Origin of the sequence: Pseudomonas sp. PDM31, from assembly GCF_019218965.1 — a bacterium.
In the GTDB taxonomy this organism is placed as follows: Bacteria; Pseudomonadota; Gammaproteobacteria; order Pseudomonadales; family Pseudomonadaceae; genus Aquipseudomonas.
The window spans coordinates 289,161-312,890 of the sequence record NZ_JAHUWS010000004.1 but is presented as its reverse complement, the minus strand read 5'-3'; the positions used below and the strand labels follow the sequence as shown (position 1 = coordinate 312,890).

Below are 23,730 nucleotides of genomic sequence, written 5' to 3'. Positions count from 1 at the left end.
TTTGCCCGAACCCTGCTGCCCAATTCATTCTTTGCCCTGGATATCCAAAAGCCTTGATTCGTCTGCTGAAGTTTTTCGGTTGGTCCATCGTCGCGGTTTTCTGCGGACTCCTCTTGGGTCTGAGCGGGGCGTTTCTCTACCTTAGCCCCGGTTTGCCATCGGTGGAGGCGCTGCGAAGCATCCAGTTGCAGATCCCTTTGCGGGTGTACAGCAGCGATAACAAGTTGATTGCAGAGTTTGGCGAAATGCGCCGAACCCCGATCCGTTTCGCCGACATTCCCCCCAATTTCATTAATGCGTTACTAAGTGCTGAAGACGACAATTTCGCCAACCACTACGGCGTAGACCCCAGCAGCCTGATGCGTGCCGCCACCCAACTGGTAAAAAGCGGACACATCCAGTCCGGCGGCAGCACCATCACCATGCAGGTGGCGAAGAACTTCTTCCTGACCAGCGAACGCAGCTTCTCGCGCAAAACCACTGAAATCCTTCTGGCCCTGCAGATCGAACGACAGCTGACCAAGGACGAAATCCTTGAGCTGTACGTCAACAAGATCTATCTGGGCAACCGTGCCTACGGTATCGAGGCAGCGGCGCAGGTCTATTACGGCAAGTCGATCCGCGACGTCAGCCTGGCGCAGATGGCGATGATTGCCGGCCTGCCCAAGGCGCCGTCGCGCTTCAACCCGCTGGCCAATCCGGCGCGCAGCAAGGAGCGTCGCGACTGGATCCTGGGGCGCATGTACAAGCTCGGAAAAATCAGCGAAGCCGACTACACCACCGCGATCAACGAACCATTGAACGCCAGTTATCACGTGCCGACACCGGAAGTGAACGCACCTTACATCGCCGAAATGGCGCGGGCCGAAATGGTCGGCCGGTACGGCAGCGACGCATATACCGAAGGTTTTCGCGTCACCACCACGGTACCGAGTGATCTGCAGGAGCTGGCCAACACCGCGGTCCATGAAGGCTTGATGACCTATGACCAGCGCCACGGCTATCGCGGCCCCGAGTCACGCCTGCCGGGCAAGACCCGTGAAGCCTGGGCCACCGAACTGACCAAGCAACGCACCATCAGCAGCCTGGAACCGGCCATCGTCACTCAGGTCGACAAGAACGGCCTGCAAGTACTGACCCGTGGCGGTGAGGGACATGTCAGCTGGGACACCATGAAATGGGCCCGCCCGTTCCTTAACACCAACAGCATGGGCCCCAATCCGAAGCAGCCTGCGGATGTGGCTCAGGTCGGCGACCTGATTCGCGTGCAGCGCCAGGCGGACAACTCGCTGAAATTCAGCCAGATCCCGCAAGCCCAGGGCGCGCTGGTTTCCCTGGACCCGCAGAACGGCGCCATACGCTCACTGGTCGGCGGCTTCGCCTTCGAGCAGAGCAATTACAACCGCGCAATGCAGGCCAAGCGCCAACCGGGTTCGAGCTTCAAGCCGTTTGTGTACAGCGCTGCGCTGGATAGTGGCTATACCGCCTCCAGCCTGGTGAACGATGCCCCGATCGTATTTGTCGACGAGTACCTGGACAAGGTCTGGCGTCCGAAGAACGACACCAACACCTTCCTCGGCCCGATCCGTCTGCGCGAAGCGTTGTACAAGTCGCGCAACCTGGTATCGATCCGCCTGTTGCAGGCGATGGGCGTTGGCAAAACCATCGACTACATCACTCGCTTTGGCTTCAACAAGCAGGACCTGCCGCCCAACCTGTCCCTGGCGCTGGGCACCGCTACCCTGACGCCCATGGAAATCGCCACCGGCTGGAGCACCTTCGCCAACGGCGGCTACAAGATCACCCCGTACATCATCGACAAGATCGAAAGCCGCAATGGCGACACGCTGTTCGTCGCCAACCCGCCAAGCGTGCCTCAGGGCGGCACCATCAGCGACGGCATCGCCGTACCGGCCGCTGAAGCCTTTACCGTCAATGCGACCCCGGCCGAAACCCCGGGCACTACGCCAGCGCCACAAACACCGGCGGTGGCCGAACGTATCGTCGATGGGCGCACCACGTACATCCTCAACAGCATGCTCGAGGACGTGATCAAGCGCGGCACCGGTCGACGGGCATTGGCCTTGGGTCGCAGCGACCTCGCCGGCAAGACAGGTACCACCAACGAATCCAAGGACGCCTGGTTCTCCGGGTATAACGCCGATTACGTCACCACCGTGTGGACCGGCTTTGATCAGCCCGAGAGCCTGGGCCGCAAGGAATTCGGCGGTACAGTCGCACTGCCGATCTGGATGAGCTACATGGGTGCAGCCCTCAAAGACAAGCCGCCACATACCCAGCCGGAACCGGAGGGCATTCTAAGCTTGCGCGTAGACCCGATCAGCGGTCGTGCGGCCACTCCAGGCACGCCAGGTGCTTACTTCGAGCTGTTCAAGGCCGAAGACACCCCGCCGTCAGCCGACGAACTGGGCAACGGCAATCTTCCTGGCAGCCCGCTGCCGGCTGACGAAGCGGCGCCGATCGACTTGTTCTGATCATGTAGCGCAATGCAAAAAGCCCCGGCTCGTGAGAGTCGGGGCTTTTTATTGTCAATGAGGTTATGTGCTGACTGGACTGGCCCTATCGCTAGCAGGCTAGCTCCCACAGAGGATCGCATTTCAAGGTGGGAGCTAGCCTGCTGGCGATGCGGCCGTCACTATCGACACAAAACCTTCAGGCACAAAAAAGCCCCGACTCTCACGAGCCGGGGCTTTTTGTTGAAGCGCTACAACGACTTAGCCGTTGAACACATCATCCACGCTTTTGAGCGGGTAGTTCTTCGGATACGGCAGGGTCGCCACGCCGGTTTCGATCGCCGCCTTGGCCACAGCGTCGGAGATCAGGGTGATCAGACGGGCATCCATTGGTTTTGGAATGATGTACTCACGACCGAATTCCAGCTTGATGCCGCCGTAGGCGTCGCACACTTCCTGAGGCACTGGCAGCTTGGCCAGTTCGCGCAGGGCATTGGCAGCAGCCACTTTCATTTCTTCGTTGATGCGCTTGGCGCGAACGTCCAGGGCACCACGGAAGATGAACGGGAAGCCCAGTACGTTGTTGACCTGGTTCGGGTAGTCCGAACGGCCGGTAGCCATGATCACGTCGTTACGCGTGGCGTGGGCCAGTTCCGGGGAGATTTCCGGATCCGGGTTGGAGCACGCGAACACGATCGGGTTGGCCGCCATCGACAGCAGGCCCTCAGGGCTCAGCAGATTCGGGCCGGACAGGCCGACGAATACGTCCGCGCCTTGCAGTGCGTCAGCCAGGGTGCGCTTGTCAGTCGCGTGAGCGAACACGGCCTTGTACTGGTTCAGGTCGTCACGGCCGGAATGGATCACGCCGGTACGGTCAACCATGTAGATGTTTTCGATGTTGGCGCCCATGCTCACCAGCAATTTCATGCAGGAGATAGCGGCGGCGCCGGCGCCCAGGCAAACGATCTTGGCTTGCGCCAGGGTTTTGCCGGCGATTTCCAGGGCGTTGATCATGCCTGCGGCGGTTACGATAGCGGTGCCGTGCTGGTCATCGTGGAATACCGGAATGTCGCACTGTTCGATCAGGGTGCGCTCGATCTCAAAGCACTCAGGCGCCTTGATGTCTTCCAGGTTGATGCCGCCGAAGGTGATGGAGATGCGCTTGACGGTGTCGATGAAGGCTTGAGGGCTTTCGGAGTCGACTTCGATGTCGAAAACATCAATGCCGGCGAAGCGCTTGAACAGTACGCCTTTGCCTTCCATTACTGGCTTGGAGGCTAATGGGCCGAGGTTACCCAGGCCGAGAATCGCGGTGCCATCGGAAATAACTGCGACCAGGTTGCCTTTGCCGGTGTACTTGTAGGCCAGTTCAGGATCGCGGGCGATCTCGCGCACTGGTTCGGCTACGCCCGGGCTGTAGGCCAGCGACAGGTCGCGGGCGGTAGCAGTGGCCTTGGTGAGCTCGACACTCAGCTTCCCTGGACGAGGATTGGCATGATATTCGAGAGCGGCAGTTTTCAGATCAGACATTTTGGCATTCCGCTTTTTACTGTGGGACAGACTGGTCAGCGAGGATACGCGCCTCGCAAAGTCCCCACAAGACTGACCGGTCACCCCTGTCAAGCGCCCTGCTCTACGACTTTGGCCCAAGACCCACGGAACACAAGGGATACAGTGTTCACAATCGAAAGAAAAAATGTCTACAATTTTTTATAATTGCGTTGCCTGAAGCATCGCCGGGTCGGTCAATTGCAACATCCAGCGCGCCTGCCCTTCCTTTCGCCCTCCACGTCGCGAACGGTCCAGCACCCAGCCGCGAGCCTCGACTTGCCTGCCTTTCAACCCTTCCAGAGATTTTTCATCGAACCGCGCCAGCCAATTGGGGGCAACGTGCAATACAACTGAATCCTGCAACTCGATCCAAAACCCGCCGCGATTGCGTTGAACCTTGCTCACACGACCGCTGAGCACGGCAAAGCCGGGAGCGTTGATCTGATCCGCTTTCAGCACAGGTGACTGGCGCCACACGCCGAGCCCGGCCTGACGGGCGCTGCGTTCCGCCTCTTGCTGACAGACGACCAGATCGACATTCGGTGCGACCGCGACTTGAAAACCCAGGCCCTCGGCGAGCATTTGCGCTTCGAAGTTGGCTCCATCGGCACCGTAGACATGGGCCAGGGTACGGCCGTAGTGATCTTTGCTTTCTTTACCGGGCAACAATTGGACCCGTCTATCGCTCGCCGCCACCAGCGCTTCGAGGCGTTTGCGCGCGGCCACGGCGAAGGGTTCGTCGCTACGCCCCTTTTTGCCCAGCTCCGGGGTATTCAAGCCGATCAAGCGCACGCTGCGGCCATCGATCAGGCGCAAGGTGTCGCCGTCTATCACGCGCTCTACGGCGACCGAGGTCAGGCCGATGGGCGCCGGACAGAAGGCCTGGGCCGTTGATAGCCAAATCGCGGACATAAAAAAGGCGCCCACCAGGGACGCCTTTTTCATCAGCAAGGAAAAACCGTAACGGCTTCCCAAGTTGATCGGCCTTAGGCCTTTTTCGCACCGAATGCACCGAAACGGTCGGCGAAGCGCTGAACGCGGCCGCCAGTGTCCAGAGTCTTCTGCTTACCGGTGTAGAACGGGTGGCATTCGTTGCAAACGTCGATCGCCAGGGCTTTGCCGAAGGTCGAACGGGTTTCGAACTTGTTGCCGCAGCTGCAGGTAACAGCAACTGCTGGGTATTCTGGATGGATATCAGCTTTCATGGTGTCTTCCTCGGGCTAGCGTGCCGCCACCCAACACTATTGTTGAATACCGCACGTAATTAGGCCGCGGATTCTACCAGACAATGCCAATCACGCAAGCTGTCCCTCAAACCGGTCGTCTGCTAGGCTCCCGACCAAATCGCCGCCCCTGTGGGAGCGGGCTTGCTCGCGAAAGCGGTGTGTCAGACGACTTGAATGCTGACTGACACTCCGTCTTCGCGAGCAAGCCCGCTCCCACAGGTCATAGCCCTGCTGTTTGTTCCGCCTATCGAGATCCCCGCGTGCCCGACGCCATTTTGCGCCTCGCCCTGCCATCGCCTCTGCGCCGCCTGTTCGACTATCGCGCGCCGGCCGGGGTGCTGCGCGCCCAGTTGCACCCCGGCATGCGCCTGCGAGTGCCGTTCGGTCGACGGGAAATGATCGGAATCCTGGTGGAAGTCACCGACACCAGTGAAGTACCCGCAGAAAAACTCAAGCCGGCCCTGGCCCTGCTCGACGCCACGCCGCCACTGCCGCCGGCGCTGTTCAAACTGTGCCTGTGGACCTCGCAGTATTATCAGCACAGCCTTGGCGACACCCTGAGCTGGGCGTTGCCGGTGCTACTGCGTCAGGGCGAACTGGCCGAAGCACGCCAGGAACGCTTCTGGTCCGCCGCGCCCGGCGCCAGCCTCGATGACCCGCGCATCGCCCGCGCCCCGCGCCAGCGCGAAGCCCTGGCGACACTCGCGCAGCATCCCCACGGCGTCGCCCATCAGTTACTGAGCAAATTGATGCTGAGCAAGGACAGCCTCGATCTGCTGCTGGCCAAGGATCTGGTGCAGGTCGAAATTCGCCGGCACGCCCCTGGTGCTCGCCACGAACACTGGCTGGCGCAACCCGAGCTGCCGCTCAACCCCGAACAGCAGGCCGCGTATGAAGCGATTCGCGCCGGCTTCGACAGCTATCACGCCTTCCTGCTGGCCGGCGTCACCGGCAGCGGCAAGACCGAAGTGTATTTGCAACTGATCCGCGAAACCCTGGAAGCCGGCAAGCAGGCCTTGGTGCTGATCCCGGAAATCAACCTAGGGCCGCAGACCCTGGCGCGCTTCGAACAACGCTTCAATGCACGCATCGCCCTGATCCACTCGGCGGTCAATGATCGTGAGCGCCTCGAGGCCTGGCTTGCCGCCCGGGACGGCGAGGCCGACATCATCATCGGCACCCGCTCGGCGCTGTTCACGCCAATGAAGAACCCCGGACTGATCATCATCGACGAAGAGCACGATGGCTCTTATAAGCAGCAGGAAGGCCTGCGTTATCACGCCCGTGACCTTGCACTGGTCAGAGCGCGGCAGGAAAACATCCCGATTGTCCTCGGGTCCGCCACACCCTCGCTGGAAAGCCTGCACAACGCCTACACCGGTCGCTATGGGCTGTTACGGCTGAACGAACGTGCCGGTGGCGCCAAGCAGCCGCGATTCCTGCGCCTGGACGTAAAAAGTCGCCCGCTGGACAGCGGCATTTCCGGGCCGATGCAACAGGCCATCGGCCAGACCCTTGCAGCCGGTCAGCAAGTACTGGTTTTCCTCAACCGCCGGGGCTTTGCGCCAACCCTGCTGTGTCATGACTGCGGCTGGATGTCCGAATGCCAGCGCTGCGACGCGCGCATGACCGTGCATCAACGTTACGGGGAACTGCGTTGTCACCATTGCGGCTACGTCGAACGCGTGCCGCGTCAGTGCCCTAAATGCAACAAGGTCGACTTGCGCCCGGTAGGTGCCGGCACTGAACGGGCCGAAGAGCGCCTGGCGATTCTGTTCCCGGACTATCCGGTGCTGCGGGTAGACCGCGACAGCACGTCGCGCAAGGACGCAATGAACCAGTTGTTCGCGACCATTCAGAAAGGCCAGCCGTGCATTCTGATCGGCACGCAAATGCTTGCCAAAGGACACCACTTTCCACGGGTAACGCTGGTCTCGATCCTCGACGCTGATGGCGGTTTGTTCTCCGGTGATTTCCGCGCCAGCGAGCGCATGGCGCAGTTGATCGTCCAGGTCGCCGGCCGCGCTGGCCGCGCCGAAGAGCCCGGCAAGGTGATCATCCAGACCCACCTGGCTGATCATCCGTTGCTGGTGCAATTGACCGAGCAAGGCTATTTCGCCTTTGCCGAACAGGCCTTGAGCGAACGTCGTGCGGCGGGTTTGCCACCGTTTGCGCACCTGGCGCTGCTGCGGGCCGAAGCGCATAAACCGGGGCAGGCGGAAGGATTTCTTGATGAGGCGTGCAGCGAAGCCGAACGCTTGCTGGCCGAACAGAACCTGACCGGAATTGAACTGCTGGGGCCGGTGCCGGCGCCGATGGAACGTCGGGCCGGGCGATATCGGGCGCAACTATTGTTGCAGGCCACGGCTCGGGCGCCGTTGCATCGGTTGCTGGCCAGTTGGTTGCTGGTGCTGGAGCAGATGCCGAGCGGACGGGCGGTGCGTTGGTCTCTGGATGTCGATCCCGTGGATCTGTATTGATTGGCGGATCGCTTTCGCGAGCAAGCCCGCTCCCACAGGACCCGCGGCGTTCACATGTTCTGCGTCATATCACCACCCTTGTGGGAGCGGGCTTGCTCGCAAAAGCGGTCTATTTGTCACCACACATCCATAAGCAGCCTGCTAAGGTTGGCAAGCCCGTCTTCGCAACGGATAATGCCCAGTTTTTCCACCAGCGCACGATGCGCCGCCGCGCCAGCGGTCGAAAGAGAAGACCATGAAAGACACCATTCGCCAGCTGATCCAACAAGCCATCACCCAACTCGTCAACGAAGGTGTGTTGCCTGAAGGCCTGTCGCCGGCGATCCAGGTGGAAAACTCTCGTGACAAGAAGAACGGCGACTTCGCCAGCAACATCGCGATGATGCTGGCCAAGCCTGCGGGCATGAAGCCACGCGACCTGGCCGAGAAAATCATCGCCGCGCTGCCGGCAGACGAAAACGTCAGCAAGACCGAAATCGCAGGTCCTGGCTTCCTGAACTTCTTCCAGAACACCCAGGCCCTGGCTTCGCGCCTGGACGCGGCCCTGGCCGACGAGCGCATTGGTGTGCGCAAGGCCGCTCCGGTACAGCGTACGGTGGTTGACCTGTCGGCACCGAACCTGGCCAAAGAGATGCACGTCGGCCACTTGCGCTCAACCATCATCGGCGACGGCGTGGCACGTGTCCTGGAATTCCTCGGCGACGAAGTGATCCGTCAGAACCACGTCGGCGACTGGGGCACCCAGTTCGGCATGCTGATGGCCTACCTGCAGGAAAACCCGATCACCAGCGACGAACTGTCGGACCTGGAAAACTTCTACCGTGCCGCCAAGCAACGCTTCGACGAATCCGAAGAGTTCGCCGACCGCGCCCGTGGCCTGGTGGTCAAGCTGCAGGCCGGCGATGCCGACTGCCTGGCCCTGTGGACCAAGTTCAAGGACATCTCGCTGTCCCACTGCCAGAAGATCTACGAACTGCTCAACGTCAAACTGACCATGGCCGACGTGATGGGCGAAAGCGCCTACAACGACGACCTGATCAACGTGGTCAATGACCTCAAGGCCGCCGGCATGCTGGTCGAGAGTAACGGCGCCCAATGCGTGTTCCTCGACGAATTCAAAAATGCCGATGGCGACCCGCTGCCTGTCATCATCGTCAAGGCCGATGGCGGCTACCTGTACGCCACCACCGACCTGGCCGCCGTGCGCTACCGCAGCGGCAAGCTCAAGGCTGATCGCGCGCTGTATTTCGTCGACCAGCGTCAGGCCCTGCACTTCCAGCAAGTGTTCGCCGTGGCGCGCAAGGCCGGCTTCGTGACCCATCCGATGGAAATGGAACACATGGGCTTCGGCACGATGAACGGCGCCGATGGCCGTCCGTTCAAGACCCGTGACGGCGGCACCGTGAAGCTGATCGACCTGCTGACCGAAGCCCAGGAGCGCGCCTACACCCTGGTGAAGGACAAGAACCCGGAGCTGGCCGAGGCCGACCTGCGCAACATCGCCAAGGTCGTGGGCATCGGTGCGGTGAAATACGCCGACCTGTCCAAGCACCGCACCAGCGACTACAGCTTCAACTTCGATCTGATGCTGAACTTCGAAGGCAATACCGCGCCGTATCTGCTGTATGCCTACACCCGCGTGGCTGGCGTATTCCGCAAACTCGGCAAGGAATTCAGCGAAGTCGAAGGCCAGATCGTTCTGGAGGCGCCGCACGAGCATGAACTGGCAGCGAAACTCGCGCAGTTTGGCGAAGTGCTGAACAATGTGTCGGAAAAAGGCACGCCGCACACCCTCTGCACCTACCTGTACGATGTCGCCGGCCTGTTCTCCAGTTTCTACGAGAACTGCCCGATCCTCGCCGCCGACACCCCGGCACAAATGCAGAGCCGCCTGCGCCTCGCCGCGTTGACCGGCCGCACTCTCAAGCAAGGCCTGGAACTCTTGGGCCTGGAAACTCTGGAGCGTATGTAAGTTGGCTGCCAAGAAAAAACCTGCACCCAAGCGTGGCGCCAGCCGTTACCAAGCTCCAGCAAAGCAGCCGATCCCGGGCTGGCTGTGGATGGCCATCGGCCTGACGGTCGGCGCGTTCATCGTGTTCCTGATGAAGCTGGAGCCCGGCAAAGGCAGTGACACGGTCAAACGCGAAAAGGTCGAGCAACAGCAGAAAGCCAAGATCGCCGAGGCCAACAAGACGCCGCCGAGCCCGACGCAACCGGTGAAGCCGAAGTACGACTTCTACACCTTGCTGCCGGAATCGGAAGTCATCGTGCCGCCGGACGCCGTGCCGGAAAAAACCCTGCCGACGCCACAAGTGCCGGCGATTCCGACGACACCGGTCACCCCGGCGGAAGCGGCGAAGATCGATACCGCCCGCGCGCAGGCAGCCTTGGCCGGTATCACGCCGCCGCCAGCGCCGCCGGTCAAGGCTGCGCCGGTGACCAGGTTCTTCCTGCAGGCGGGCTCGTTCCGCAAAGAGGCTGACGCAGACAAGGTTCGTGCGCAGATCATCCTGCTCGGCCAGGCTGTGGCGGTCGAGTCCGGCACCGTGAAAGACGAAACCTGGTATCGCGTTCTGGTCGGTCCGTTCAGCAACCGCGAACAACTGACCACAGCCCAGAAGCAACTGGCCGGCGCCGGGTTCAGCAATCTGTTGTTACAACAACGCCAGAACCGCTGAATAGAGCTCGCCCCCAAACCCTGTGGTGATGGGGCTTAAGCCCCCCCCCTGTGGTGAGGGGCTTAAGCATCCCAAAACCTCTGTGGCGAGGGGGCTTGCCCCCGCTGGGGTGCGAAGCGCCCCCAAAACCCCTACACCGCGTTGCCTCAGGCAAACCCGCGATACTGATTTTGCGGCCGCTGCGCGACCGAACGGGGGCAAGCCCCCTCACCACAGGCAAGCCCCCTCACCACAGGCAAGCCCCCTCACCACAGCAAGCCCCCTCGCCACAATTAGTGCACGCCATTCGTCCCCCATCGCTTCTCTCAGTTGAAATCCACTCCACCACCCCCATATGAATGGGCATAAGGCATTTTCGCCCCGCTGCGTGGAGACTCTTCCCTTGACCACCATCGTTTCAGTTCGCCGCCACGGCAAAGTCGTCATGGGCGGCGACGGCCAGGTTTCCCTTGGCAACACCGTGATGAAAGGCAACGCGAAAAAAGTTCGTCGCCTGTATCACGGTCAGGTCATCGCCGGTTTTGCCGGTGCTACAGCTGACGCCTTTACCCTCTTCGAGCGCTTTGAAGGCCAGCTGGAAAAACACCAGGGCCATCTGGTTCGCGCCGCTGTCGAACTCGCCAAAGAATGGCGCACCGACCGCTCCCTGAGCCGCCTGGAAGCCATGCTCGCGGTTGCAAACAAAGATGCGTCCCTGATCATCACCGGTAACGGCGATGTGGTTGAGCCCGAAGACGGCCTGATCGCCATGGGTTCCGGTGGCGCCTACGCTCAAGCCGCTGCCAGCGCGCTGTTGAAAAAAACCGACCTGTCTGCCCGGGAAATCGTCGAAACCGCCCTCGGCATCGCCGGCGACATCTGTGTATTCACCAACCACACCCAGACCATTGAGGAGCAGGACTGCGCCGAGTAAGCCCGTGCAGGCCATCGCGCCACGGCTCATTCTTGCTTGAGGTCCGCCAAATATTATGTCCATGACTCCCCGCGAAATCGTCCACGAACTCAATCGCCATATCATCGGCCAGGACGATGCCAAGCGCGCCGTCGCCATTGCCCTGCGCAATCGCTGGCGCCGGATGCAGCTGCCCGAAGAGCTGCGCGTTGAAGTGACTCCCAAGAACATCCTGATGATCGGCCCGACCGGCGTCGGCAAAACCGAAATCGCCCGTCGCCTGGCCAAGCTGGCCAATGCGCCGTTCATCAAGGTTGAAGCGACCAAGTTCACCGAAGTCGGCTATGTTGGCCGCGATGTCGAATCGATCATCCGTGACCTCGCCGATGCCGCCATCAAACTCCTGCGCGAACAGGAAATCGTCAAGGTCCGCCACCGCGCCGAAGACGCCGCCGAAGAACGCATCCTCGATGCACTGCTTCCTCCACCGCGCATGGGTTTCAGCAACGACGACACCCCGACTGCCGACTCCAACACCCGCCAGCTGTTCCGCAAGCGCCTGCGTGAAGGTCAGCTGGATGACAAGGAGATTGAAATCGAAGTCGCCGAAATGGCCGGCGTCGATATCTCCGCGCCTCCGGGCATGGAAGAAATGACCAACCAGCTGCAAAGCCTGTTCGCCAATATGGGCAAGGGCAAAAAGAAAGCTCGCAAGCTCAAGGTCAAAGAAGCGTTGAAACTGGTGCGCGACGAAGAAGCCAGCCGTCTGGTCAACGATGAAGAGTTGAAGGCCAAGGCTCTGGAAGCGGTCGAGCAGCACGGCATCGTGTTCATCGACGAAATCGACAAGGTCGCCAAACGCGGCAATTCCGGTGGCGTCGACGTGTCCCGCGAAGGTGTGCAGCGCGACCTGCTGCCGTTGATCGAAGGCTGCACCGTCAACACCAAGCTGGGCATGGTCAAGACCGACCACATCCTGTTCATCGCTTCCGGTGCGTTCCACCTGAGCAAACCGAGCGACCTGGTGCCCGAACTGCAAGGTCGTCTGCCGATTCGCGTGGAGCTCAAGGCGCTGTCGCCGGAAGACTTCGAACGCATCCTCAGCGAGCCGCACGCATCGCTCACCGAGCAATATTGCGCTCTGCTGAAAACCGAAGGCCTGGGCATCGAGTTCCAGCCGAGCGGGATCAAGCGTATCGCCGAGATCGCCTGGCAGGTCAACGAAAAGACCGAAAACATCGGTGCCCGCCGCCTGCACACCCTGCTCGAGCGCCTGCTCGAAGAGGTGTCGTTCAGTGCCGGCGATCTGGCCAGCAGCCATGACGGCAAGGTCATCCAGATCGACGCCGACTACGTCAACAGCCACCTGGGCGAATTGGCGCAGAACGAAGACCTGTCCCGTTATATCCTGTAGGTCATGTGATTCCTTGTAGGAGCCGGCTTGCTGGCGATGGCGCACCTCAGATCGCCATCGCCAGCAAGCCGGCTCCTACAAGGTCAGGCCACGCATACAAACGGACATTTGGTCATGACCCAACTCCCCACCGACATCAAACTGCACAAAGCCTCGAAAACCCTGTCGCTGAAATACGCGTCCGGCGAGGAGTACACCCTGCCTGCCGAATTCCTGCGCGTGCACTCGCCTTCCGCCGAGGTCCAGGGCCACGGCAACCCCATCCTGCAATTCGGCAAAATCAACGTCGCTCTCACCAAGATAGAACCGGCCGGTCAGTACGCACTGAAACTGACATTCGACGATGGTCACGACAGCGGCTTGTTCACCTGGGAATACCTGTACGAATTGGCGCGACGTTATGACGCACTCTGGGACGATTATCTTGGCGAGCTCAAAGCGGCCGGAAAAACCCGCGATCCGGACCAGTCCGTGGTCAAGCTGATGCTCTAATCCGAGCCTGTCGTTCTTTAGAAGGCATTTTCTAATTTCATCTGTTTGAATGCTCGGCTCCAGCGCCACAGATCGGCCTGCTTGCGAAAAAAATAAAACTCGGGTAACCAATGGAACTGGCAAGTTCCCTGCAGTGATCTCTGAACTGAAAAGCAGCGATGCAGTATTAACGGTCACCTGGGCGGGAGTACCTGGCATTAGCTGTGGGAGTACACAGCAGGACCCGGTACTGGTCTCAGGACAATGGAGCGTCGTAGATGAGTGACAAGAATAACGATGACTTGAAATACCAAGCCTCGGAAAACACCCTGGGTTTGAATCCAGTCGTTGGATTACGTGGAAAAGATCTACTGGCTTCTGCTCGCATGGTGCTCAGGCAGGCCATCAAACAACCGATTCACAGCGCCCGGCATGTTGCCCATTTCGGCCTGGAGCTCAAGAACGTATTGTTGGGCAAATCCCAGCTGAACCCGTCGAGCGATGACCGTCGCTTCAACGATCCGGCCTGGAGCCAGAACCCGCTCTACAAACGTTATCTGCAGACATACCTGGCGTGGCGCAAGGAGCTCCACCAGTGGATCGATGAAAGCAACCTGCCTGCCGGTGACGTCAGTCGTGGGCACTTCGTGATCAACCTCATGACCGAGGCCATGGCTCCGACCAACACCGCCGCCAACCCGGCTGCGGTCAAACGCTTCTTCGAAACCGGCGGCAAAAGCCTGCTCGACGGCCTTTCGCATCTGGCCAAGGATCTGGTACACAACGGCGGCATGCCGAGCCAGGTCAACATGGGCGCATTCGAGGTAGGCAAGACCCTGGCTGTGACCGAAGGTGCGGTGGTGTTCCGCAATGACGTACTGGAGTTGATCCAGTACAAACCGACCACCGAGCAGGTCCATGAACGGCCGTTGCTGGTGGTACCACCGCAGATCAACAAGTTCTATGTTTTCGACCTGAGTCCGGAAAAAAGCCTGGCGCGCTTCTGCCTGCGCAGCAACGTACAGACCTTTATCGTCAGCTGGCGCAACCCGACCAAGGCGCAACGCGAGTGGGGCCTCTCGACCTACATCGAGGCGCTCAAGGAAGCGGTCGACGTGATTAGCGCAATCACCGGCAGTAAAGACATCAACATGCTCGGCGCCTGCTCCGGCGGCATCACCTGTACCGCGCTGCTGGGTCATTACGCGGCGCTCGGTGAAAAGAAGGTCAACTCCCTGACTCTGCTGGTCAGTGTGCTCGACACCACCCTGGACAGCGACGTGGCCCTGTTTGTCGACGAGCAAACCCTCGAATCCGCCAAGCGCCAGTCCTACCAGGCCGGCGTTCTTGAAGGCCGTGACATGGCGAAAGTTTTCGCCTGGATGCGCCCCAACGACCTGATCTGGAACTACTGGGTCAACAACTACCTGTTGGGTAACGAGCCTCCGGTATTCGACATCCTGTTCTGGAACAACGACACCACCCGCTTGCCGGCCGCGTTCCACGGCGACCTGATCGAAATGTTCAAAAACAACCCGCTGATTCGACCTAATGCACTGGAAGTGTGCGGCACGCCGATCGATCTCAAGCAGGTCACGGTCGATGTGTTTTCCCTGGCCGGTACCAGCGACCACATCACCCCGTGGCGCTCGTGCTACAAGTCGGCACAACTGTTCGGCGGCAAGGTTGAATTCGTACTGTCCAGCAGCGGCCACATCCAGAGCATCCTCAACCCGCCAGGCAATCCGAAGTCGCGCTACATGACCAGCACCGAAATGCCCGTCAATGCCGATGACTGGCAGGAAGAGTCGACCAAACACACCGACTCCTGGTGGCTGCACTGGCACGCATGGCTGGGCGAGCGCTCGGGCAACCTGAAAAAGGCTCCACTGAAACTGGGCAACAAGGCTTATTCGGCAGGCGAAGCTGCACCGGGCACTTACGTACACGAGCGGTAACAGACACACCCCGCCCCCCTTTGTGGGAGCGGGCTTGCTCGCGAAAGCTATGGATCATCAACATCAATGTCGACTGACCTGACGCCTTCGCGGGCAAGCCCGCTCCTACAGGGGATCGAGGCAGAATTCGAAACTGCGACTCACAAGGCCTGAAGCATGCCGCAACCCTTTATATTCCGTACCGTCGATCTGGATGGCCAGACGCTCCGCACCGCGGTACGCCCCGGCAAGCCTCATTTGACGCCCCTGCTGATTTTCAACGGCATCGGCGCCAACCTGGAGCTGGTATTTCCGTTCATCGCGGCCCTGGACCCGGACCTGGAAGTCATCGCCTTCGATGTCCCCGGTGTCGGCGGTTCATCGACGCCGAGTCGGCCATATCGCTTTCCCGGACTGGCCAAGCTCACGGCGCGCATGCTCGATTATCTCGACTACGGACAAGTCAATGTAATCGGCGTTTCCTGGGGCGGCGCTCTCGCCCAGCAGTTCGCCTATGACTATCCCGAGCGCTGCAAGAAACTGGTACTGGCTGCGACAGCGGCGGGCGCAGTGATGGTGCCGGGCAAGCCGAAAGTGCTGTGGATGATGGCCAGCCCTCGACGCTACATCCAGCCCTCCCACGTTATCCGCATTGCACCGCTGATCTATGGCGGCTCGTTCCGTCGCGATCCGACCCTGGCCGCCAATCACGCGGCAAAGGTCCGTTCGGCGGGCAAGCTCGGCTACTACTGGCAGCTGTTTGCCGGCTTCGGCTGGACCAGCGTTCACTGGCTGCACAAAATCAACCAGCCGACCCTGGTGCTGGCAGGGGATGACGATCCACTGATTCCGCTGATCAACATGCGCCTGCTGGCCTGGCGAATTCCCAACGCCCAGTTGCACATCATCGACGACGGACACCTGTTTCTGATTACCCGGGCCGAAGCAGTGGCGCCGATCATCATGAAATTCCTTGAGGAGGAGCGCCAGCGTGCGGTAATGCATCCGCATCCGGCGCCATTGGGCGGCTAAACCGGCCTGGCTTTTGCTTGCGCAAAGGCATTGGCAGGACGCCGCGCCGCGCAACAACCCATTACAGTGTCTATGTTTGTTCTGGTTCGGTGTTTTGTTTGGCCTGAAGACGAAGGAGTGTTGATTCATGCGCGAGAAACCAGCGAGGGATTCCCTACCCACTCCCGCCGTGTTTATCAATGCACAAAGTGCGATTAGCGGCCTGAGTGGGCGGGATCTGTTATCGACCCTGCGCAGCGTTGCCGCCTACGGCGTACGCAATCCGCTGCACAGCGCCCGACATGCCTTGAAACTCGGTGGTCAGCTTGGCCGCGTGCTGCTGGGGGATACCCTGCACCCGACCAATCCGCATGACGCTCGTTTCGCCGACCCGGCATGGAGCCTCAACCCGTTTTACCGTCGCAGTCTGCAGGCCTACCTCAGCTGGCAGAAACAGACCAAAACCTGGATCGACGAGAGCAACATGAGCACGGATGATCGCGCCCGGGCTCACTTCGTTTTTACCTTGCTCAACGACGCGGTGTCGCCGTCCAACAGCCTGCTCAATCCGCTGGCGATCAAGGAGATCTTCAACTCCGGCGGCAACAGCCTGGTCCGCGGCATCAGCCATCTGATCGACGATCTTCTGCACAACGACGGCCTGCCCAGGCAAGTCACCAAGCAGGCATTCGAGGTCGGCAGGACCGTCGCCACCACCACGGGTGCCGTGGTGTTTCGCAACGAATTGCTGGAGTTGATCCAGTACAAGCCGATGAGCGAAAAGCAGTATTCCAAACCGCTGCTGGTGGTGCCGCCGCAGATCAACAAATACTACATATTCGATCTGAGCCCCCATAACAGCTTCGTCCAGTACGCACTGAAAAACGGTTTGCAAACCTTCATGATCAGTTGGCGCAACCCGGATGTTCGTCACCGCGAGTGGGGGCTGTCGACCTACGTTGCAGCCGTGGAAGAAGCCATGAATGTCTGCCGGGCGATCACCGGTGCGCGCGAGGTCAACTTGATGGGCGCCTGTGCCGGCGGGCTGACCATTGCCGCGTTGCAGGGCCACCTGCAGGCCAAGCGCCAGCTTCGGCGGGTGTCCAGCGCAACCTATCTGGTGAGCCTGCTGGACAGCCAGATGGACAGTCCGGCGGCGCTCTTTGCCGATGAACAGACCCTTGAAGCCGCCAAGCGCCGCTCGTATCAGAAGGGCGTGCTGGACGGGCGCGACATGGCCAGGATTTTCGCCTGGATGCGCCCCAACGATCTGATCTGGAGCTACTTCGTCAACAACTACCTGTTGGGCAAGGAGCCGCCAGCGTTCGACATCCTCTACTGGAACAACGACAACACGCGCCTGCCGGCCGCCCTGCATGGCGACCTGCTGGACTTCTTCAAGCACAACCCGCTGACTCACCCCGGCGGGCTGGAAGTCTGCGGTACACCAATCGACTTGCAAAAGGTAAATGTCGACAGCTTCAGCGTGGCCGGCATCAACGATCACATCACGCCGTGGGACGCGGTGTACCGCTCCGCCCTGCTGCTGGGTGGGGAGCGGCGCTTTGTCCTGTCCAACAGCGGTCATGTGCAGAGCATTCTCAATCCGCCGGGCAACCCGAAGGCCAACTACGTCGAAAACGGCAAACTGAGCAGCGATCCACGGGCCTGGTACTACGACGCCAAGCATGTCGATGGCAGCTGGTGGACTCAATGGCTGCTCTGGATTCAGGAGCGCTCCGGCGCGAAGAAAGAAACCCACATGGCTCTCGGCAATCAGAATTATCCACCGATGGAGGCCGCGCCCGGTACTTACGTGCGCGTACGCTGACGCTAAACGAACCATTAAGAAGACTGGATGAAAACCCGCGACCGGATTCTCGAATGTGCCTTGCAGTTGTTCAACCAGAAGGGTGAACCGAACGTCTCGACCATGGAAGTTGCCAACGAAATGGGCATCAGCCCGGGCAACCTGTACTACCACTTCCACGGCAAGGAACCGCTGATTCTTGCGTTGTTCGAACGCTTTCAGAGCGAGCTTTCACCGCTGCTCGATCCACCGGCCGATGTCGAGCTGGCGCCAGAGGATTACTGGCTGTTCCTGCACCTGATCGTAGAACGCCTGGCGCACTACCGGTTTCTGTTTCAGGACCTGTCCAACCTCGCCGGACGCCTGCCGAAACTGGCCAAGGGCATTCGTAATCTGCTCAATGCACTCAAGCGCACCATGGCGTCGTTGCTCGCGCGATTGCAGGCTCGGGGGCTGGTGGTCAGCGATACCCAGGCGCTGGGACAGCTGGTGGAGCAGACCACCATGACGCTGCTGTTTTCCCTGGACTATCAGCGAATTCTCGATCGCGAAGGTGAAGTGCGACTGGTGGTTTATCAAGTGATGATGCTGGTGGCACCACACCTTTTGCCGTCGCTCAAGGCTGCGACTGAGCAGATGGCGATGCAGTATCTCGACGAGCACGGATAACTCTGACAATGCAGTCCCTGTAGGAGCGAGCCTGCTCGCGAAAAACCTGAGGGCGCCGCAGGCATTCAGGAAGCCCGCGTTATCGTTGACGACCATCGCGAGCATGCTCGCTCCTACAGGGGATATGCGACGCATAAAAAAACGCCCGACCTTCGCAGGCCGGGCGTTTTCTTGAGCCCTGAAGAATCAGGACTGACTGGTTGGCGTCGATGGAGCTGGCGCGACAGTCGGGGTCACAGCAGGGGTCGGCGCGGTAGCGGAGTTCGATGCGCTGACTGGTGCTGCCGGCTTGGCGGCAGGCACTGCTGGTTTTGCTGCGGCGGCCTTCGGAGCTGCCGGCTTCTTCACTGCAGGTTTTTTTGCGGCCGGTTTGGCTGCAGGTTTGGCTGCTGCAGTTTTAGCCGCTGGCTTGGCGGCGGCCGGCTTGGCCGCTGCTTTGGCTGCAGCAGGTTTGGCAGCGGCAGTTTTCGCCGCAGGCTTGGCAGCCGCCTTGGTCAGTGGCTTGGCAGCGGTTTTAGCTGCTGGCTTGGCTGCCGCGGTTTTGGCCGCAACAGGCGCAACCTTGGCACCGGTCAGTTTTTCGATTTGCTTGGTCAGGGTATCAACCTTGCTGTGCAGAGCCTTGACTTCATTGCGGCTTGGCACGCCCAGACGCGAAATGGCGCTGTTCAGACGCTTGTCGAAAGCACCTTCCAGCTCATCCCATTTGCCCAGGGCACGATCTTTCACGTCGCTGATACGCGACTTGGCGGAAGAAGCGGAATCCTTGGCGGCGTCGACTTTTTTGCCAACAGCGTTTTTGGTGAGCTTCTCGGCTTTCTCGCCGTCTTTTACCAATGCATCGAAGAGTTTGCTGCCGTCAGTGTCGATCTTCGAGTACACACCCAAGCCAGCCAGCCAGATCTTACGGGAGTAGTCTTCGACTTTCCCGATCCACGAGCTGCCTTCTTTCTCGGTGTTCTTTTTAACAGCCATCCCGTTCTCCTTAAGATTTACGCGCGACGCGTTCGAGCAATGCCGTCAGCTCATCGAGCTTGGCAGAGAGTGTCTCAACGTCATGTTTAGACGCAATACCGATACGATTCAAGGTACTTGCGACACGCGTGTCAAAGGCCTTCTCGACGCGGTCGAGCTGAACTTCAACCTTGCCTTTGAAAGTGCTGACTTCGCTCTTGGCTTCGTCGATCTCGCTATTGGCCGCTTCGATTTTCTCAGCGACTACTTTTTTGCCTTTCTTTTCAACAGCTTGACCGGACTTGACCAGCTCTTGAAAGTATTCGCCGCCCTCTTGGCCGACCTTGGCGTAGGCACCCAGCCCTGCCAGCCAGATCTTGCGGGCGTAGGATTTGACGTCGCCCAGAGCGCTGGTCGATGCGTCGATTTTTTTCTTCAGAATAACTTTGGCCATGGTGCACCTCACGCGCAAAAGGTTTGAGGAACTGCCCGGATAGGTGTCGGGCTCTGGCACAAAGTAGGGAGAAAAATTAGAAACGGCACCCTAACAACCGACATAAATCTCTGGCGGCACCCCAAAACAAATGTGGGAGCGGGCTTGCTCGCGAAGGCGGTGGGTCAGTTGATAAAAATCTCACTGACACACCGCCTTCGCGAGCAAGCCCGCTCCCACAAGGGATCTCATTACAGCCGCAAATCAGACCAGGGCTTTATCCAGCGCCTTTTCGATTTCCGATTTGATCATGCCACTCATGGCCGACATCATCAGGCCCAGCTCGACATCGACCTTGATCGAATCTTCACTGACATGCACCGCGCCTTTGACCCCGGAGCGCTTGAGGTTCAGGGTATCGCCTGACCACTGCGGCTCCAGGCCATACTGATCGGAGAGTTTCTGTGCCAGTTGGTCGGCCTTCTCGCGCGCCGCTTCCTTACCCAGGCCGTGGGCACGTTCAACACTAATTCGGGCCATTGAATGACTCCTGCTTTATGAATGCTTGGTCAGGACATTTGACCCGCGCTGCGTCAAATCGTCCCGGCGATTGCCTATCTTACCTTTAGCCATTCCAAGACAAAGCATGCCTTGGGGATTAGAATGGCGCGCATTCTCTTCTGGTGACAGCGATATGACTGATCAGCGCAAAGGCAGCGATGCCGAACCCACCACTCACTTCGGCTTCAAAAACGTTCCGGAAAGCCAGAAAGCGGAAAAAGTCGCCGAGGTTTTCCACTCGGTAGCCGCCAAGTACGACTTGATGAACGACCTTCTGTCGGGCGGCATGCACCGTCTGTGGAAGCGTTTTGCAATCGAACTGTCCGGCGTGCGCAGCGGTAACCGCGTGCTCGACATCGCCGGCGGCACCGGTGACCTGACCAAAAAGTTCTCGCATCTGGTAGGCCCGACTGGCCAGGTCGTACTGGCCGACATCAACGAATCCATGCTCAAGGTCGGTCGTGACCGCCTGCTGGATCTGGGTGTGGCCGGCAACGTCGAGTTCGTCCAGGCCGACGCGGAAAAACTGCCGTTCCCGGACAACCATTTCGACTGCGTGACCATCGCCTTCGGCCTGCGCAACGTGACCCACAAGGAAGACGCCCTGCGCTCGATGCTGCGCGTGCTCAAGCCAGGCGGCCGCCTGCTGGTTCTGGAGTTCTCCAAGCCGACCAACGCGCTGATGTCCAAGGCCTACGACGCTTACTCGTTCGCCTTCATGCCGCTGATGGGCAAGCTGATCACCAACGACTCGGAAAGCTATCGCTACCTGGCCGAATCGATCCGCATGCACCCGAACCAGGAAACCCTGAAGTCGATGATGGTCGAGGCCGGTTTCGACCGCGTGACCTATCACAACATGACCGCAGGCATCGTTGCCCTGCACCGCGGCATCAAGCCCTGATGCTGCTCGCCGGCCTGCTCGCCAGCGTTGAACTCGGCCTGAACCGGGTGCTGCGCCTCGACAGCACGGCGCTGCCGCGGTTGGCGCATTTGAGCGGCAAGGTAATAGCCGTCGACTGCCGCAGCCCGGCGCTGCAACTATTCATCCTGCCCAGTGATGAAGGCCTGATGCTCGCCTCCCAGTGGGAAACCGGCGCCGATTGCACCTTGCGTGCACCGGCCTCAAGCCTGTTGAAACTGGCGATAAGCAAGGACAAGACTGCGGTGCTGCACGCCCCGGAAGTCGAACTGGACGGTGACAGCGGCGTGCTGCTGGAACTGGCGGCGATCCTTCAGGACCTTGAGCTGGACTGGGAGTACGAACTCTCGCGCTGGCTGGGGCCGGTCGCCACGCAACTGGTCGGCGGCCACCTGCGCAGCCGCGCCCGCTGGTATCAGCAAGGGTTCGCCAGCCTGAACCAGAACCTGGGTGATTACCTGGCCGAAGAATCGCGCACCCTCGTCGGTCAGCGCGAAGCCGAGGCCCGCTTCAGTGAACTGGACCGGATCAAACTCGATCTGGAACGACTTGAGGCGCGCTTCGAGCGCCTTTCCCGATCCCTCGACCCAAGCGATAACGCATGAAGCTGCTTGCCGTCCGCCGTTTGTTGCGCATCCAGCGCGTTGTGATCCGCTACCGTCTCGATGACCTGCTGTTCGCCCTGCCGCTGCCCTGGTTTTTACGGGCGTTGCGGTATGCGCTGCCGTGGCGCTGGTTCCCGCGCAAGACCCTGGACCTGAGCCGTGGCGCGCGCCTGCGCCTGGCACTGCAGGACCTGGGGCCGATTTTCATCAAGTTCGGGCAGATTCTGTCCACTCGCCGCGACCTGCTGCCCGAGGATATTGCCGATGAGCTGATGAAGCTGCAGGACCGCGTGCCGCCGTTCGACTCGCAGGTGTCGGTCAAGCTGATCGAAGAACAGCTCGGCAAGAAAATCAGTGAAGTGTTCAGCCGTTTCGACGTCGAACCGCTGGCCTCGGCCTCGGTGGCACAAGTGCACGCCGCGCAGTTGAAAACCGGCGAAGAAGTGGTGGTCAAGGTGATCCGCCCGGGCCTCAAACCGGTGATCGCCCAGGACCTGGCGTGGCTGTTCATTCTCGCTCGCGCCGCTGAGAAACTTTCCGCCGATGCGCGCCTGCTGCATCCGGTCGACGTGGTTCAGGACTACGAAAAAACCATCTACGACGAACTCGACCTGCTGCGCGAGGCGGCCAACGCCAGCCAGTTGAAGCGCAACTTCGAAGGCTCGCCGCTGCTGTACGTACCACAAGTCTATTGGGACTGGTGCCGGCCGAAAGTACTGGTGATGGAGCGTATCTACGGCATCCAGGTCACCGATCTGGCCACCCTGGCCGACCAGCGCACCGACATGAAAATGCTCGCAGAGCGCGGCGTGGAGATTTTCTTCACCCAGGTGTTTCGCGACAGTTTCTTCCACGCCGACATGCATCCCGGCAACATCTTCGTCAGCACCGTGAACCCGTGGAGCCCGCAATACATTGCGATCGACTGCGGCATCGTTGGCAGCCTCACGCCGGAGGACCAGGATTATCTGGCGCGTAACCTGTTCGCTTTCTTCAAGCGCGATTATCGCCGCGTGGCACAGCTGCACATCGATTCGGGCTGGGTGCCAGCGGAAACCAAACTCAACGAGTTCGAAGCCGCGATCCGTACGGTGTGCGAACCGATCTTCGAAAAACCGTTAAAAGATATTTCCTTCGGCCAAGTGCTGATGCGCCTGTTCCAGACCGCGCGGCGCTTCAACATGGAAGTGCAACCGCAGCTGGTGCTCTTGCAGAAAACCCTGTTGAACATCGAAGGCCTGGGCCGCCAGCTGTACCCGGACCTCGATCTGTGGAACACCGCGCAACCGTTCCTCGAACGCTGGATGCGCGAACGGGTCAGCCCCAAAGCTCTACTGGGCAATGTGCAGAGCCAGTTCGAACAGATCCCGCACTTGGCCAACATGGCCCGCGACCTGCTCGAACGAATGTCCCAGCCCCACGCCTACGACCCGCCACCACCGTGGCACCGTCGCCACGACGACTGGTTCCTGCGCCTGCTCGGCACGGCCCATCTGGCCGGTGGCGCGGTCCTCGCCGCAGGCGGGCCGTTGAACGATCTGGCCTACTGGCCGGCGGGCATCATGATGGCTGTCGGTTTGTATCTGGTCGTACGCCGATAGCCAGTTGTGCTGCGCACTGGCACACTGTTTCAACGTTGAGC

The 23,730-nt window shown here is 60.2% G+C and carries 20 protein-coding genes; 14 read left to right on the top strand and 6 right to left on the bottom strand.

The window, feature by feature from the left end; all coding sequences use genetic code 11:
• Positions 1-56: 56 nt before the first annotated feature.
• Entirely contained in the window at positions 57-2,495 is a 2,439-nt protein-coding gene (locus KW839_RS10235) for a penicillin-binding protein 1A (protein WP_371318067.1), read from the top strand.
• A gap of 240 nt (positions 2,496-2,735) precedes the next feature.
• Here the strand turns inward: KW839_RS10235 and KW839_RS10230 are convergent, their stop codons facing one another.
• The 3 genes from KW839_RS10230 to rpmE form a co-directional block, all read right to left on the bottom strand.
• Positions 2,736-4,004, bottom strand: coding sequence for a malic enzyme-like NAD(P)-binding protein (locus tag KW839_RS10230; protein ID WP_060542618.1), 1,269 nt, complete (start codon positions 4,002-4,004; stop codon positions 2,736-2,738).
• A gap of 180 nt (positions 4,005-4,184) precedes the next feature.
• Positions 4,185-4,976: a thermonuclease family protein gene (locus KW839_RS10225; protein ID WP_218424317.1), complete on the bottom strand. Its 792-nt coding sequence runs from the start codon at positions 4,974-4,976 to the stop codon at positions 4,185-4,187.
• Between the two features lie 35 nt (positions 4,977-5,011).
• On the bottom strand, positions 5,012-5,230 hold the full coding sequence (rpmE, locus tag KW839_RS10220) for a 50S ribosomal protein L31 (RefSeq protein ID WP_008047849.1): 219 nt from the start codon (positions 5,228-5,230) through the stop codon (positions 5,012-5,014).
• Between the two features lie 281 nt (positions 5,231-5,511).
• Between rpmE and KW839_RS10215 the strand changes: the two genes are divergently transcribed.
• The 10 genes from KW839_RS10215 to KW839_RS10170 all read left to right on the top strand — a co-directional run bounded on the left by KW839_RS10215 (position 5,512) and on the right by KW839_RS10170 (position 18,613).
• Positions 5,512-7,731: a primosomal protein N' gene (locus tag KW839_RS10215; protein WP_218424235.1), complete on the top strand. Its 2,220-nt coding sequence runs from the start codon at positions 5,512-5,514 to the stop codon at positions 7,729-7,731.
• A gap of 235 nt (positions 7,732-7,966) precedes the next feature.
• A complete protein-coding gene (argS, locus tag KW839_RS10210; RefSeq protein WP_218424234.1) occupies positions 7,967-9,703 on the top strand; it encodes an arginine--tRNA ligase in 1,737 nt (578 codons plus the stop codon).
• A 1-nt stretch (position 9,704) separates the two neighbouring features.
• A complete protein-coding gene (locus KW839_RS10205) occupies positions 9,705-10,409 on the top strand; it encodes an SPOR domain-containing protein (RefSeq protein WP_060542615.1) in 705 nt (234 codons plus the stop codon).
• Positions 10,410-10,791: 382 nt separating this feature from the next.
• Positions 10,792-11,322 (top strand): ATP-dependent protease subunit HslV, encoded by a 531-nt coding sequence (gene hslV, locus KW839_RS10200; RefSeq protein ID WP_007975582.1) that lies wholly within the window; start codon positions 10,792-10,794, stop codon positions 11,320-11,322.
• A gap of 55 nt (positions 11,323-11,377) precedes the next feature.
• On the top strand, positions 11,378-12,715 hold the full coding sequence (hslU, locus tag KW839_RS10195) for an HslU--HslV peptidase ATPase subunit (protein WP_060542614.1): 1,338 nt from the start codon (positions 11,378-11,380) through the stop codon (positions 12,713-12,715).
• 114 nt (positions 12,716-12,829) lie between these two features.
• Complete coding sequence (locus tag KW839_RS10190; protein ID WP_060542613.1) at positions 12,830-13,207, top strand: gamma-butyrobetaine hydroxylase-like domain-containing protein; 378 nt, start codon at positions 12,830-12,832, stop codon at positions 13,205-13,207.
• A 257-nt stretch (positions 13,208-13,464) separates the two neighbouring features.
• Positions 13,465-15,144, top strand: a complete 1,680-nt coding sequence (gene phaC / locus KW839_RS10185) for a class II poly(R)-hydroxyalkanoic acid synthase (protein WP_060542612.1) — start codon at positions 13,465-13,467, stop codon at positions 15,142-15,144.
• A 156-nt stretch (positions 15,145-15,300) separates the two neighbouring features.
• Positions 15,301-16,155, top strand: a complete 855-nt coding sequence (gene phaZ, locus KW839_RS10180; protein ID WP_060542611.1) for a poly(3-hydroxyalkanoate) depolymerase — start codon at positions 15,301-15,303, stop codon at positions 16,153-16,155.
• 127 nt (positions 16,156-16,282) lie between these two features.
• Positions 16,283-17,965 carry a class II poly(R)-hydroxyalkanoic acid synthase gene (phaC, locus tag KW839_RS10175; protein ID WP_218424233.1) on the top strand — a complete coding sequence of 561 codons (1,683 nt, stop codon included), beginning with the start codon at positions 16,283-16,285 and terminating at the stop codon, positions 17,963-17,965.
• A 27-nt stretch (positions 17,966-17,992) separates the two neighbouring features.
• Complete coding sequence (locus KW839_RS10170) at positions 17,993-18,613, top strand: TetR/AcrR family transcriptional regulator (protein WP_060542609.1); 621 nt, start codon at positions 17,993-17,995, stop codon at positions 18,611-18,613.
• Between the two features lie 186 nt (positions 18,614-18,799).
• Here the strand turns inward: KW839_RS10170 and KW839_RS10165 are convergent, their stop codons facing one another.
• The 3 genes from KW839_RS10165 to KW839_RS10155 form a co-directional block, all read right to left on the bottom strand.
• Entirely contained in the window at positions 18,800-19,588 is a 789-nt protein-coding gene (locus KW839_RS10165; protein ID WP_060542608.1) for a phasin family protein, read from the bottom strand.
• A 10-nt stretch (positions 19,589-19,598) separates the two neighbouring features.
• Positions 19,599-20,021: a phasin family protein gene (locus tag KW839_RS10160; RefSeq protein ID WP_060542607.1), complete on the bottom strand. Its 423-nt coding sequence runs from the start codon at positions 20,019-20,021 to the stop codon at positions 19,599-19,601.
• A gap of 243 nt (positions 20,022-20,264) precedes the next feature.
• Positions 20,265-20,540 (bottom strand): polyhydroxyalkanoic acid system family protein, encoded by a 276-nt coding sequence (locus KW839_RS10155; protein WP_060542606.1) that lies wholly within the window; start codon positions 20,538-20,540, stop codon positions 20,265-20,267.
• Between the two features lie 154 nt (positions 20,541-20,694).
• Between KW839_RS10155 and ubiE the strand changes: the two genes are divergently transcribed.
• Genes ubiE through ubiB form a run of 3 tightly spaced genes read left to right on the top strand, consistent with a single transcriptional unit; the run spans position 20,695 to position 23,689 of the window.
• Entirely contained in the window at positions 20,695-21,465 is a 771-nt protein-coding gene (gene ubiE / locus KW839_RS10150) for a bifunctional demethylmenaquinone methyltransferase/2-methoxy-6-polyprenyl-1,4-benzoquinol methylase UbiE (protein ID WP_060542605.1), read from the top strand.
• Positions 21,465-22,088: an SCP2 domain-containing protein gene (locus KW839_RS10145; RefSeq protein WP_218424232.1), complete on the top strand. Its 624-nt coding sequence runs from the start codon at positions 21,465-21,467 to the stop codon at positions 22,086-22,088. The genes ubiE and KW839_RS10145 overlap by 1 nt, the downstream gene beginning before the upstream one ends.
• On the top strand, positions 22,085-23,689 hold the full coding sequence (ubiB, locus tag KW839_RS10140) for a ubiquinone biosynthesis regulatory protein kinase UbiB (protein ID WP_060542603.1): 1,605 nt from the start codon (positions 22,085-22,087) through the stop codon (positions 23,687-23,689). Before KW839_RS10145 ends, ubiB begins: the two co-directional genes overlap by 4 nt.
• The last annotated feature ends 41 nt before the right edge of the window (positions 23,690-23,730 follow it).

Coding starts and splice junctions, on each gene's coding strand:
- phaC (WP_060542612.1), top strand. CDS start 13,465: ATGAGTGACAAGAATAACGATGACTTGAAATACCAAGCCTCGGAAAAC.
- ubiE (WP_060542605.1), top strand. CDS start 20,695: ATGACTGATCAGCGCAAAGGCAGCGATGCCGAACCCACCACTCACTTC.
- KW839_RS10165 (WP_060542608.1), bottom strand. CDS start 19,588: ATGGCTGTTAAAAAGAACACCGAGAAAGAAGGCAGCTCGTGGATCGGG.
- argS (WP_218424234.1), top strand. CDS start 7,967: ATGAAAGACACCATTCGCCAGCTGATCCAACAAGCCATCACCCAACTC.
- phaZ (WP_060542611.1), top strand. CDS start 15,301: ATGCCGCAACCCTTTATATTCCGTACCGTCGATCTGGATGGCCAGACG.
- rpmE (WP_008047849.1), bottom strand. CDS start 5,230: ATGAAAGCTGATATCCATCCAGAATACCCAGCAGTTGCTGTTACCTGC.
- KW839_RS10145 (WP_218424232.1), top strand. CDS start 21,465: ATGCTGCTCGCCGGCCTGCTCGCCAGCGTTGAACTCGGCCTGAACCGG.
- phaC (WP_218424233.1), top strand. CDS start 16,283: ATGCGCGAGAAACCAGCGAGGGATTCCCTACCCACTCCCGCCGTGTTT.
- KW839_RS10190 (WP_060542613.1), top strand. CDS start 12,830: ATGACCCAACTCCCCACCGACATCAAACTGCACAAAGCCTCGAAAACC.
- KW839_RS10155 (WP_060542606.1), bottom strand. CDS start 20,540: ATGGCCCGAATTAGTGTTGAACGTGCCCACGGCCTGGGTAAGGAAGCG.
- KW839_RS10160 (WP_060542607.1), bottom strand. CDS start 20,021: ATGGCCAAAGTTATTCTGAAGAAAAAAATCGACGCATCGACCAGCGCT.
- KW839_RS10230 (WP_060542618.1), bottom strand. CDS start 4,004: ATGTCTGATCTGAAAACTGCCGCTCTCGAATATCATGCCAATCCTCGT.
- hslU (WP_060542614.1), top strand. CDS start 11,378: ATGTCCATGACTCCCCGCGAAATCGTCCACGAACTCAATCGCCATATC.
- ubiB (WP_060542603.1), top strand. CDS start 22,085: ATGAAGCTGCTTGCCGTCCGCCGTTTGTTGCGCATCCAGCGCGTTGTG.
- KW839_RS10170 (WP_060542609.1), top strand. CDS start 17,993: ATGAAAACCCGCGACCGGATTCTCGAATGTGCCTTGCAGTTGTTCAAC.